Consider the following 11,542-nt stretch of genomic DNA (forward strand, 5'->3'; position numbering starts at 1 on the left):
TGGCCGGGTAGGTCACCGCATGGGGCCGGTGCTCTCGCGCACGACGAGTTCGGCGCGCACGATCGCCCGGCCCGGTACGTCCTCCCCTTCGACGAGCCGCAGCAGCTGGTCGAAGGTCTTGCGCCCCAGCGCGAGGAAGTCCTGACGCACGGTGGTCAGCGGTGGTGAGTAGTAGGCGGCTTCGGGCACGTCGTCGAAACCGACGACCCGCACGTCGCCGGGCACCGATCGGCCGCCTTCGGACAGCGCGCGCAGCAGGCCGAGCGCCATCTGGTCGTTGGCGGCGAACACGGCCGAGGCCGTCGGGTGCCGCAGCAGTTCCAGCCCGGCCTCGTAGCCGGAGCGCGGGCTCCAGTCGCCGCGCAGCACCGGTGGCGCGGTGCCGCCGTGGGCGGCGAGCGCGTCCCGCCACGCCTGTTCGCGGGCTTCGGTCTCGAACCAGCCGCAGGGCCCGGAGAGGTGCCAGATCTCGTCGTGGCCGAGGGAGAGCAGGTGTTCGGTGGCGCGGCGGCCGCCGTCGCGCTGGTCCACGGCCACGACCGGCACGGGCGCCTGGTCGGTGTCGGCGACGGCGACGACCGGCACGTCGCCGGGCAGTTCGTCCAGGGAGCGCCCGGTTTCGGCGTGCGGCGCGATGACGACGATCCCGGCGACGCCCTGCCCGCGCAGCGCGTCGACGGCTTCGCCGACGCGGGCGCGGCCCGGTTCGCGGACGCTGGCCACCGACACCGCGAACCCGGCTTCGCGGGCGGCGTTCTCGATGCCGAACAGGGTGCTGGCGGGTCCGTGCAGCACCGAGTCGAGCGCCACCACGCCCAGCACCCGGGACCGCCCGGTGGCCAGTCCCCTGGCGTGCGGGTTGGGCCGGTAGCCGAGGTGTTCCACCGCGTCGAGCACGCGGCGCCGCGTCTCGGCCCGCACCGGACCGGTGCCGTTGACGACGCGGGAGACGGTCATCTGCGAGACCCCGGCGAGCCGGGCCACGTCGCCGAGGGAAGCCCGCTGGCCGGGCGCACCGACCGCCGGACCACCGGTTTCGCCGCTCATCGCCCGCACCCGCTCCTCCGCCAGCCGTGATCGAGCCGCCAGTGTTAGCGCTAACACCGGGGTGGTCAAGGTGCCCGGGGCGGAATTGCTCCGCCCGCCGCGACGACGTTGCGGTGGATGGCCGCCGCGGCGGGTCCGACCGGATCCGCACCGCGCCGATCCCTCTCCCGGAGTGCCGAACACCACCTGACCTTCCCTTTTTGTCCTAGGACATTTACGGTCGATGGCATGTCGGGAGGACGCGTGCGCGGCACCACCGCCGCCGAGATCGCCGACTCGGTCCGAGGGCTGATCGCCACCGGGGCCCTGGTCGCGGGCAGCGCGCTGCCGCCGATCCGGGAGCTCGCCGCCGAACTGGGCGTCAACCGCAACACCGCGGCGGCGGCCTACGCGCAGCTCGCCGCCGCCGGGATCGTGGAGACCCGGCGGCGCGGCGGCACGGTCGTGCGCGGCCTGCCCGCGGTGGACGGCGAAGGCCGCGGTGCCGCGGGGGAACTGGTGAACCTCGCCGACGGCAACCCGGACCCCGCTCTGCTGCCCGACCTGCGCGCCGCGTTCGGAGCCGGCCGCCCGCCGGTGCTGTACGGGAGCGCGCCGGTCGACGAATCCCTCGCGGCGTGGGCGGAATCGGAGCTCGCCCCGGACGTCGGGGACGTCCCGCACGACCTGGTCCTCGCGCACGGCGCGGTGGACGCGGTGGAGCGGCTGCTCGGGGCGCACCTCACCCGCGGGGACGCGGTCGCGGTGGAGGACCCGTGCTTCCTGGCCGGCGTCGGCACCATGCGGCTCAACGGGTTCCGCAGCACGCCGGTTCCGGTGGACGCGGACGGCATGACCCCCGACGGGCTGGCCCGCGCGCTGGACGCGGGCGCGCGGGCGGTGGTGTGCACGCCCCGCGCGCACAACCCGACCGGCGCCGCGATCACCGCCGGACGCGCCGCGGAACTGCGCGCGCTGCTGTCCCGGCGGCCGGAGGTGCTGGTCGTCGAGGACGACCACTTCTCCGCGATCTCCGCCCGCGCCTACCACCGCATCACGCCCGCGGACGCGCCGCGCTGGGCCCTGGTGCGGTCGGTGTCGAAGTTCCTCGGCCCGGACCTGCGGCTCGCGTTCGTGCTGTGCGACCCGGGCAGCGCCGCGCGGCTGAGCACCCGGTTGAGCTCCTCGGCCGGGTGGGTGAGCCACGTGCTGCAGCACCTGGTGTCGGCGCTGCTGCACGACCCGGGCACCGCGCGGTTGCTGCGCCGCGCCCGCGACCGGTACGCGCGGCGGCTGAGCTCGCTGACCGGCGCGCTCACCGAGCAGGGCGTGGAGCTGCCCGCCGGGGACGGGCTCAACGCGTGGATCCCGGTGGGACGGCGGGAAGAACGGCTCGTCCGGGAGCTCGCCGCGCGCGGCTGGGCGGTGCGCGGCGGCTCCGGGTTCGCGGTCACCGGACGCGGTGCGGGGGCGCTGCGCGTGACCTCCTCGACGATCACCCCGCGGCGGGCGGCGGAGTTCGCCGCCGACCTCGGCGCGCTGCTGCGCACGACGAAGGGAAGCTGATGCCCGACAAGCACGATCCGGCCACCGTCTCCGACGCGACGTGGGCGGTGCACGGCGGCAACGCCACCGACGCCTCGGGGGCGCTGCGCACCCCGCTGGTGCTGGCCAACTCCTACCTGCTGCCGGAGGACCCGTCGCAGCTGTCCTGGTCGGACCCGAACACCCGGATCTACGCCCGCAACGGCAACGTCAACCAGCACGCGCTGGAAGCGAAGCTCGCCGCGATGGACGGCGGCGAGTCGGCGCTGGTGTTCGCCAGCGGGGTCGCCGCGCTGCACGCCGTGTTCTTCACGCACTTGCGCGCGGGCGACCACGTGGTCGTTTCGGCGGTGACCTACGAGGCGGTGTGGCGGTTGTTCGCGGAGCTGCTGCCGAGCCGCTACGGCATCGAGGCCACGTTCGTCGACACCACCGACCTGGACGCGGTGCGCGCGGCGATGCGCCCTGCGACCCGGCTCGTGCACGTGGAGACCATCGCCAACCCGACGACCGCGGTCACCGACATCGCAGCGGTCGCCGAGATCGCGCAAGCGGCGGGGTCACTGCTGAGCGTGGACGGCACGTTCACCCCGCCGCCGCTGTACCGGCCGCTCGCCGACGGGGCGGACCTGGTGGTGCACTCGCTGACGAAGTTCATCAACGGGCACGGCGACGCCATGGGCGGCGCGGTCATCGGTTCCCGCGAACTCGTCGCGCGGATCCGGGCGGACGCGGGCGTCGACGTCGGCGGCGTGCTCGCCCCGTTCAACGCCTGGCTGATCATGCGGGGGTCGGTGACGTTGCCGCTGCGGCTGCGCCAGCACCTGGCGAACGCGCAGCGCATCGCCGAATTCCTGGACGCCGAGCCGCGGATCGCGTTCGTCGCCTACCCCGGGCTGCCCGGGCACCCGCAGCACGAGCTCGCGGCGCGGCAGTTCGGCGGCCGCGGCTGCGGGGCGGTGCTGGCGTTCGCGCTGGACGGCGATCCGGCGGTGCAGAACCGGTTCACGGCCGCGCTGCGGGTGATCACCTCGGCGGTGTCGCTGGGGCACGACGAGTCGCTGATCGTGCACGTCGCGGCCGGGGCGCGCGGCGGCGACGAGCACTACCCCGAGCAGTTCCAGCGCTACGGCCACCTGCGGCTCGCAGTCGGGCTGGAGGACGCCGACGACCTCATCGCCGACCTGCGCGGCGCGCTCGACGCCGCGCTGCCGGCCTGACCTCCGAGGAGGACGCATGTTCACCGGACTCAGCGCGTTCCCGCTGACCCCCGTCACCGACCGAGGCGTCGACGAAGCCGCGTTCGCGGGGCTCGTCGAACGGCTCGCCACCGCCCCCGTCGACTCGATCACCGCGCTCGGCTCCACCGGCAGCTACCCGTACCTGGACCGGGCGGAGCGCGCCCGGGTCGCGCGGCTCGCCGTGCGGCACGCCGGGGACGTCCCGGTGCTCGTCGGCATCGGCGCGCTGCGCACCCGCGAGGTGCTGGCGCTGGCCGAGGACGCGCAGGAGGCCGGGGCGGCGGGCGTGCTGCTCGCCCCGGTGTCGTACCAGGCGCTGACCGACGAGGAGGTGTTCGGGCTCTACGCGGACGTCACCGCGGCGCTGTCGGTCCCGCTGGTGGTGTACGACAACCCGGGGACCACGCACGTCACGTTCACCGACGAGCTGCACGCGCTGATCGCGGCGCTGCCGAACGTCGCCTCGGTCAAGATCCCCGGGGTGCCGGAGCCGGTGGACCGCGTCTCCCGGTTGCGCGGCCTGCTGCCGGAGCCGGTGACGATCGGGGTCGCCGGTGATCCGCTGGCCGCCGAGGGCATCCTCGCCGGGTGCCGGGCCTGGTACTCGGTGCTGGCCGGGACGGTGCCGGAGGCCGCGGCGGCGATCGCGCGCCCCGCGTTCGCCGGGGATGCCGCCGCGGCGACCGCGGAATCGGACCGGTTGGCGCCGCTGTGGGAGCTGTTCGGCCGGTGCGGCAGCCTGCGCGTGGTGTCCGCGATCGCCGAGGAGCTCGGGCTCGTCGCGCACCCGAACCTGCCGCGCCCGGTGCTGGGCCTCCCGACCGCGGAGCGCGCGGAGGTGGCGCGGCTCGTCGACCTGCTCGACCTGCGACGTTGACCACGGCCGTCCGGGGCGGGCTCGCCCGCTACGCGGTGGCCGCGACGCTGGCCCGCACCTCGGACGGGGGTGCGGTGGTGGCCGTCGTGCTGCTGGTGCACGACACCGGTGGCCCCGGGTGGCTGGCGGGCGCGCTCGGCGCCTGCACCACCGCGCCGCACCTGCTCGGCCCGTTCGTCGCCCGGGTGCTGGACACCGCGCGCGACGGGCGGCGGGTGATCGCCGCCGCCAGCGCCGCGCACGGTGCCGCGCTCGCGGCGGCGGTGCTGCTGCTGCCGGTGGCGCCCGCGCCGATGCCCGCCGTGCTGCTGGTGGCGGCCGGCTCGCTGGGGCCGCTGCTGACCGGGGGCATCAGCAGCAGGCTGCCCGCGATCGCCGGGACCGGCCGCACCGCGCAGCGCCGGGCACAGGGCTGGGACGTCGCGACCTACGGCATCGGCGGCACGGTGGGGCCGACGGTCGTCGCGGCGGTCGCGGCGTGGAGCTCGCCGCTGGTGGCGGCCCTGGTGCTGACCGGTGGGGCGGTCGTCGCAGCCGGGTTCGTGCTGCTGCTGCCCGCGGCGCCGCCGCCGGCGAGCCCGGGTGCGGTGCCGCCCCCGGCCCGCACGCTGTTGCTGATGCTCGCTTCCGGGCCGCTGCGGCGGATGCTGCTGCTGACCACGGCGGTCGCGTTCGGGGTGGCGGTGCTGCCGGTGGCGGCGGTGGTGAGCACCGGTGGTGCCGCGGCCGGTGTACTGACCGCGGCCTACGGGCTGGGGAACCTGGCGGGCTCGGCGGGGGTGCTGGTGCGGCCGCCGTCCGGCGAGGCGGATCGCCTGGTGGTCCGGTCGGCGGCGGTGGTGGTGGCCGCGCTGGTGCTGATCGCGTCGGCACCGTCGTTCGGGTTCGCCGCCGCTGCCTACGCGGGCGCTGGGATCGCCAACGGCTACTTCTTCGCCGCGACGCTCGCCGCGCGCAGCGAGCACGCACCGGACGCGGCGCGCGGGCAGGTCTTCGTCTGGACCGGCGCGTTGAAGATCACCGCCGGGTCGGCGGGCACCGCGTTCGCCGGCGCTGCCACCGCCGCCTCGGCGCGGCTGCCGCTGGTGGTCGCGATCGCGCTGACCGCGCTGGTGGCGCTGGGCGTGCGGCTCGACCGCGGCCGGTTCAGCGCCGAGCGGGTCCCCCGGTGACCAGGTACCGGTCCACGAGCAGGTTGAGGCCGGTGCACAGCGCCACGAGCAGGCCCGCGGGCACCAGCACCGCGCACGGCTGCAGGAACAGCGCCTCCTGGTTGCGCTCCACCAGCACCGCCCAGTCCGCGGTGGCCGGGTCGATCCCGAGGCCGAGGAAGTTCGCCGAGGCCACCAGGTACAGCACCAGGCTCAGCCGCCCGCCCGCGTCCACCGCGACGGGCCCGAGCACGCCGCGCCCGACGTAACCGAAGTGCACCCGCCACCACGATTCCCCTTGCAGCGCCATGGCTTCCACCACGCCGCGCCGCCGGGCGCCGAGCGCCGCACTGCGCACGATCCGCACCACCGCGGGCAGCTGCAGCAGCGCGACGGCGACGACGAGCGCCGCCCCGGTCCGAGTGCCGGTCGCGGCCAGCACCATGAGCACCAGCAACCCGGGCAGCGCCAGCACCAGGTCCAGTCCGCGGGTCAGCCACCGGTCGACCCACCGGTGGGGCTGCCCGACGGCGGCGAGCGCCAGCGGCACCCCCACCAGGTAGGTCAGCACCAGCGCGCCGCCCGCCAGCACCAGCACCGAACCCCCGCCGTGCAGCGCGAGGGCCAGCACGTCCCGCCCGAGCACGTCGGTGCCCAGCGGGTGGTCCGCCCCGGGCGGCAGCAGCGGGACGTTCGCGGCCCGCACCGATCCGCCGCCCGGCAGCAGCCCGGCGAGCACCGGCCCGGCCAGCGCCGCCAGCAGCGGCACCCCGAGCAGCAGCCACCCGGCGGCGCGGCTCACCGCGCACCCGCCCGGAACCGCCGCGCCACCAGGTCGATGACCAGGTTGATGCCGATGGTGATCGCCGCGAACAGCAGCGCGTAGCCCTGCACCACCGGCAAATCGCGGGCCTTGACCGCTTCCACGAATCCGGAGCCGATCCCGCCGAGCGCGAACAGCGCCTCCACCACGACGACGCCGCCGAGCAGCCCGTCCACGGTGCGCGCCAGCTGCTGCAGCACCGGCCCGATGGTGTTCGGCAGCACGTGCCGCAGCACCACGTCGCGCTCGCCGAGACCGGCGCGGCGCACGTGGGTGGCGTACTCGGCGCCGTTCGCGGTGACCACACCGGTGCGGACTTGGCGGGCGAGCGCGCTGAGCTGCTTCGCGGCGAGCACGCCGACGGGCAGCACCAGCACCGCGGGCTGCGTCACCAGCGACCACCCGGACAGCCCGCCCGCGGTGGCCGGCAGCCAGCCGGCCCGCACCGCGAACACGCCGACGAGCAGCAGCGCCAGCGCGAACTCGGGCACCGAGTTCAGCAGCACCACCACCGAGTTCACCGCCCGGTCGAACCGGCTCCCGGCGCGCAGCCCGCTGCGCACGCCGAGCCACCCGGCCAGCGGCAGCACCACCAGCAGCGTCAGCGCGGTGAGCAGCGCGGTGGTGGCGGCGTTGCGGGTGATCTCGTCGAGGACGGGCCTGCCGGTGCGCAGCGAGGTGCCGAGGTCGCCGTGCAGCACCCCGCCGGCCCACTGCGCGAACCGCGTCCCCCACGGCTGGTCGAGCCCGAGCCGCCGCCGCAGCACCTCCACCTGTCCGGTGTCGGCGTGCTCGCCGAGCACGACCTGCGCGGTGTCGCCGGGCAGCAGCGCGGTCAGCGCGAACACGCCGACGGCGACCGCGGCGATCTGCACCAGCGCCACGCCGAGCCGGGGCAGCACCGCGGCGGACGCCCGCGCGGCGGGCGCGATCAACCCACGCTCACCCGATCGAAGCGGGCCCAGTCCAGCGAGTTCGGCGGCGCGCCCCGCACCCCGGCCACGGAGGTGGCGGTGGCGACGTTCCAGCCGCTGAAGCCCCACACCACGTTGCCGCTGTTCTCCCGGGCGAGCCGCTGCGCGCGCACCAGCAGGTCGGCTCGGCGGGCGTCGTCGGCGGTGGCCAGCGCCCGCCCGTAGAGCTCGTCGAACTCGGCGGAGCGGTACCCGGTGTAGTTGTTGCTCCCCGCGTCCGAGGTCATGCGCTGCCCGAGGAACGTCGGCACCGGCAGCGCCGCGGTCCGGGACAGCGAGGCGACGCCGTGCTCCTTGATGTCGGAGAAGTACGTTTCGGCCGGCCCGATCCGCGGCGACACGCGCATCCCCGTCTCGCCGAGCTGCTGGGCGATGAGGCTGGCGGCGGATTCGAAGTAGGGGTCGACGGAGCTGGTCTGCAGCTGCCAGCTCAGCCCGTCTGCCCCGGCTTCGCGCAGCAGCGCGCGGGCGGCGTCGACGTCGCGCGCGGGCGCGGGCAGGTCCGGCGGGTAGTACTTCAGCCCGGCGCCGAACAGGTCGTTGCCGAGCCTGCCCTGCCCGCTGAGCGCGATGTCCAGCAGCGCCTGCCGGTCCAGGCCGACGCGCACCGCCCGCACCAGCCGCGGATCGGAGAACGGCGGCCGGTCCACCTTCAGCAGCAGGGCCTGCATGGTGCCGAACGGCGCCGAGTGCACCCGCGCCCGGCCGCCCTGCTCCAGCAGCCGCACCGAGTTGGCGCTCACGTCGTGCGCGTAGTCGACCTGCCCGGACAGCAGCGCGTTGACCCGGGCGCTCTCCTGCTCCATGGGCACGAATTCCAGCTCGGCCGGGGTCGCGGGCCCGGACCAGTGCCGGTCGAAGCGGGCGAACACGGCGGTCCCACCGGGTTCGAAGGAGACGAACCGGAACGGGCCGGAGCCGACGGGCGCGGTGAAGTCGGTGGTGCCCGCGGGCACGATCTCGGTGGCGGGCGCGCCCCACGCCGACGGGAACTCGAAGTTCGGCGCGCCCAGCACGAGTTCCAGTTCGGTCGCCGAGATCGCCCGGCTGGCGCCGAAGTCGACGTCGGCGAAGTGCGAAGCGGACTGGGCCGCGGTGGCGTCGTCGGCGATGCGCCGGTAGGTGAACAGCACGTCCTCGGCGGTCACCGGCCTGCCGTCGTGGAATTCGGCCGGGCGCAACCGGATCCGCCACCGGGTACCGGTCGGGTCGGGCTGCCAGCTCTCGGCGAGCCGCGGCACCACGCTCATGTCGTCGGCGTAGCCGACGAGCGTGTCGAACAGCGCCTTCGCGCGGGCCTGGTCGACGAACAGCGAACCGGTGTGCGGGTCGAGCGATTCGGTGGCGCCACCGGCGGGGAACGCCAGCCGCAGCCTGCCCGCGCTCGCCCCGGAACCGCCGGCGCAGGAGACGAGGGGGACCGCGGCGATCGCTCCGGCCACGCCCGCGAGCAGCCGCCTGCGGCCGATCACGCCGCTCACGCGGCGCGGGCCGGTTCGGGAACAGCGGGGAAACCGGGCGTGTGCGGCGAATCCGGGTGCACTGCGTACCTCCTCCGGGGCTCCGCGACCCCGTGCGAATCGGTACGACGGTGCCAGTCTCCTGGCTCGCGGATCGACGTCGCGCCCGGCCTTCCCATCGGCTGCCCGACAGTGGCGCTGGTGGACGCGGCTCCCCGTTCACAGTGGCGGGACCGCACCGGATTCGCACCGGTTTCCTGCACACCGTCGCATTGGAACGACTCGTCAACTTTTCAGCCTGCGTCGTGCCTTGTCAAGGAAGTGTGAACCGCTCGGCATCCCGTCACCGCGGGTCGCGGTGCCGTCGCCCACCGCCCGCGCGCGGCGGAGCGGCCCGCCCGGTCTCCTCCGGAGAACGGTGCAGCACCCGTTGGGCGAGCGGGCGAGGGGATTCCCGCGTTCGGCAGCGGGGAGCGCGCGGAACCGCGGCGGCCGCCACCGCACCGGGCAGACTCACCGGCACCCGCCGACGACGACGAGGAGCCGCCATGCCCACGCCCGGTTTCCCACCTGGAACCCTGGACGCCACCGGTTATCCGATCTGGCTGTCCGAACTGGACGTGCCGGGTCCGAACCACACCGCGCACCTGGTGCGCGACCTGGAACCGGCGCGGGCGCTGGAGGTGCTCGGCGCGGACCCGGGTTCCGCCGCGGCGTGCACGCTGCCCGAACAGCGGCCGGACGAGTTCACCTCGCTGCCGCGCGCGGCGCTCGGCGATCCGCAGTGCCTGTCGGTGCTGCTGGCGACCCGCATCGGCGGCTGGACACTGGTCTTCGACGACGCGGACACCACCTTCCAGGTCGGCGGCCTGGACACGATGCGCGCACTGCTCGACGGGATGCGCACCGGGGACTGGTCCGCGCTGCAGGAGCCGGAGGTCCCGCGGCCCGTCCCGCGAGCACCGGCGGAAGCCCTCTCCGCGTCCGGCGGCCCGGCGGTGACGTTGCACGCCAACATCAGCGGGTTGCTCAGCCTCGACTACGCGGTGGACGGTTCGCGCGCGTACCGCACGACTTCCGACGACCTCGATCACGAGACCGCCGAACCACCGGCCGAGGTGCGCGCCGCCGCCGCGGCCGCCGGCATCGTGGAGCGCGCCCACCTGGAGCCGGGCGAGACCGACGAGGCCGCGGTGACCCGCATCGGCTGCGCGCTGGCCGGGGTGACGTGGACGATGGACGACCTGCGGGCGGCTCCGCTGCTGGCGGTGGCGCTGACCTGAGCGCCCGCGCCCCGCGTTCCCCTCGCGCGGTTCCGGGGCGCGTCGGCGGGTTCCGCAGCGGGTGGTCGCGCAATGGTGGGAAGCGCAGCGGGTGGAAGCGCAGCGGGTGGTCGCGCAATGGTGGGAAGCGCAGCGGGTGGAAGCGCAGCGGGTGGTGCCGCGACCGGGGATCCGGATCCGGGGAGACTCCCCCCGACTCTTTCGTCCACTGTGGACGAAATCTGCAGTCCGGCCATTCCGGAGAGCGGGACACGCTTGGAGCCGGAAGTCCGCGCACACGGCGAAGACCTCCACCTGACCGTACCGGGACGGAATTGTCGGTGCCCTGGGGCAAGGTGCCGAGAAGAACCGAACCGACTGGAGACGACGATGCCCGAACCCGCCTTCCCCGCCGCAGCACTGGATTCCGGGGGCCGCCCCGCGTGGATCACCGAACTCGGCGCGGAGGACCCGCACCAGATCGTGCACCTGGTGCGCGACCTCCAGCCGCGCGAAGCGCTGGAAGCGCTCGGGGCGCGGCTCGCGCACGCGCGCCCCTGCACGCTCCCCGAGGAGCGGGCCGACGAGCACTCCTCGCTGCCGCGCACCGCGCTCGGCGAGACCGACTGCGCCTCCGCGCTGCTGGCCGGGCGGATCGGCGGGTGGACCTTCGTGTTCGACGACGCGGGGCACACCGACTCGGTCTCGAACGAGCAGGGCGGGCTCGAATCCGCCGCGCTCGCCCTGTCCCGCACCGGCGGGGCGGCGCTCAGCCTGGCGCACAACTTCGACGGACCGTGCTGCGGCCTCGAATTCGCCGAGGACGGCGCGGAGGTGCTGTGGACGAACTCCGACGACCTCGAAGGCTCGCTCCCCGAGCTGCCGGACCGGATCCGGGAGGCGGTCGCGGCCGCCGGGATCGTCGAGCAGGACCACCTCGACCCGGGTGAACTGGACGAGGAGGCCGTGATCCGCACCGGCTGCGTGCTGGCCGGGATCACCGGGTGGACCTCGGCGGACGTGCGGGCCGCCGACCTGGTGCTCGTCCCCTTCGGCTGACCACCGCGGCGGGGGGGGGGGGGGGGGGGGGGGGGGGGGGGGGGGGGGGGGGGGGCGGGGGGGGGCGGCCGCGCCCCCCCCCCCCCCCCCCCCCCGCGGGGCGGCGGGCGGGGCGGGGGGGGCG

General features: G+C 75.6%; 10 protein-coding genes and 1 riboswitch. Of the genes, 6 read left to right on the forward strand and 4 right to left on the reverse strand.

Going from position 1 to position 11,542, the window contains the following annotated elements; genetic code table 11:
- Nucleotides 1–12 precede the first annotated feature (12 nt).
- Complete coding sequence (locus LCD35_RS17570; protein ID WP_224960679.1) at nucleotides 13–1,047, reverse strand: LacI family DNA-binding transcriptional regulator; 1,035 nt, start codon at nucleotides 1,045–1,047, stop codon at nucleotides 13–15.
- Between the two features lie 228 nt (nucleotides 1,048–1,275).
- Here LCD35_RS17570 and LCD35_RS17575 point away from each other — a divergent pair, with 228 nt between their 5' ends.
- The 4 genes from LCD35_RS17575 to LCD35_RS17590 are packed head-to-tail and all read left to right on the forward strand — an operon-like array spanning nucleotide 1,276 to nucleotide 5,861.
- A complete protein-coding gene (locus LCD35_RS17575) occupies nucleotides 1,276–2,592 on the forward strand; it encodes an aminotransferase class I/II-fold pyridoxal phosphate-dependent enzyme (RefSeq protein WP_224960681.1) in 1,317 nt (438 codons plus the stop codon).
- Nucleotides 2,592–3,791, forward strand: a complete 1,200-nt coding sequence (locus tag LCD35_RS17580) for a PLP-dependent aspartate aminotransferase family protein (RefSeq protein ID WP_225044472.1) — start codon at nucleotides 2,592–2,594, stop codon at nucleotides 3,789–3,791. Before LCD35_RS17575 ends, LCD35_RS17580 begins: the two co-directional genes overlap by 1 nt.
- A gap of 16 nt (nucleotides 3,792–3,807) precedes the next feature.
- Complete coding sequence (locus LCD35_RS17585; protein ID WP_224960683.1) at nucleotides 3,808–4,689, forward strand: dihydrodipicolinate synthase family protein; 882 nt, start codon at nucleotides 3,808–3,810, stop codon at nucleotides 4,687–4,689.
- Nucleotides 4,686–5,861 (forward strand): MFS transporter, encoded by a 1,176-nt coding sequence (locus LCD35_RS17590; protein ID WP_225044473.1) that lies wholly within the window; start codon nucleotides 4,686–4,688, stop codon nucleotides 5,859–5,861. The genes LCD35_RS17585 and LCD35_RS17590 overlap by 4 nt, the downstream gene beginning before the upstream one ends.
- On the opposite strand, the gene LCD35_RS17595 is transcribed toward LCD35_RS17590, so the two are convergent.
- From LCD35_RS17595 to LCD35_RS17605, 3 genes are read right to left on the reverse strand one after another with little or no spacing between them, the layout of a single operon-like run.
- Entirely contained in the window at nucleotides 5,836–6,642 is an 807-nt protein-coding gene (locus tag LCD35_RS17595; protein WP_224960685.1) for an ABC transporter permease, read from the reverse strand. The two genes, LCD35_RS17590 and LCD35_RS17595, sit on opposite strands and share 26 nt — an antisense overlap.
- A complete protein-coding gene (locus LCD35_RS17600) occupies nucleotides 6,639–7,598 on the reverse strand; it encodes an ABC transporter permease (protein WP_224960686.1) in 960 nt (319 codons plus the stop codon). Before LCD35_RS17600 ends, LCD35_RS17595 begins: the two co-directional genes overlap by 4 nt.
- Nucleotides 7,595–9,118 (reverse strand): ABC transporter substrate-binding protein, encoded by a 1,524-nt coding sequence (locus tag LCD35_RS17605; RefSeq protein ID WP_308016926.1) that lies wholly within the window; start codon nucleotides 9,116–9,118, stop codon nucleotides 7,595–7,597. The genes LCD35_RS17600 and LCD35_RS17605 overlap by 4 nt, the downstream gene beginning before the upstream one ends.
- 93 nt (nucleotides 9,119–9,211) lie before the next feature.
- A riboswitch (cobalamin riboswitch) is annotated at nucleotides 9,212–9,379 on the reverse strand.
- A 266-nt stretch (nucleotides 9,380–9,645) separates the two neighbouring features.
- On the opposite strand from LCD35_RS17605, the gene LCD35_RS17610 reads away from it, so the two are divergent.
- Nucleotides 9,646–10,380: a hypothetical protein gene (locus LCD35_RS17610; protein ID WP_225044474.1), complete on the forward strand. Its 735-nt coding sequence runs from the start codon at nucleotides 9,646–9,648 to the stop codon at nucleotides 10,378–10,380.
- A 369-nt stretch (nucleotides 10,381–10,749) separates the two neighbouring features.
- Nucleotides 10,750–11,418: a hypothetical protein gene (locus LCD35_RS17615; RefSeq protein ID WP_224960688.1), complete on the forward strand. Its 669-nt coding sequence runs from the start codon at nucleotides 10,750–10,752 to the stop codon at nucleotides 11,416–11,418.
- Nucleotides 11,419–11,542: the final 124 nt, after the last annotated feature.

Source organism: Saccharopolyspora sp. 6V (assembly GCF_020176785.1).
Classification (GTDB): Bacteria; Actinomycetota; Actinomycetes; order Mycobacteriales; family Pseudonocardiaceae; genus Saccharopolyspora_C; species Saccharopolyspora_C gregorii.

Bases quoted from the DNA above. Each gene is read 5' to 3' on its own strand.
- LCD35_RS17615 (WP_224960688.1), top strand. From the start codon at position 10,750: ATGCCCGAACCCGCCTTCCCCGCCGCAGCACTGGATTCCGGGGGCCGC.
- LCD35_RS17570 (WP_224960679.1), bottom strand. From the start codon at position 1,047: ATGAGCGGCGAAACCGGTGGTCCGGCGGTCGGTGCGCCCGGCCAGCGG.
- LCD35_RS17575 (WP_224960681.1), top strand. From the start codon at position 1,276: ATGTCGGGAGGACGCGTGCGCGGCACCACCGCCGCCGAGATCGCCGAC.
- LCD35_RS17585 (WP_224960683.1), top strand. From the start codon at position 3,808: ATGTTCACCGGACTCAGCGCGTTCCCGCTGACCCCCGTCACCGACCGA.
- LCD35_RS17580 (WP_225044472.1), top strand. From the start codon at position 2,592: ATGCCCGACAAGCACGATCCGGCCACCGTCTCCGACGCGACGTGGGCG.
- LCD35_RS17610 (WP_225044474.1), top strand. From the start codon at position 9,646: ATGCCCACGCCCGGTTTCCCACCTGGAACCCTGGACGCCACCGGTTAT.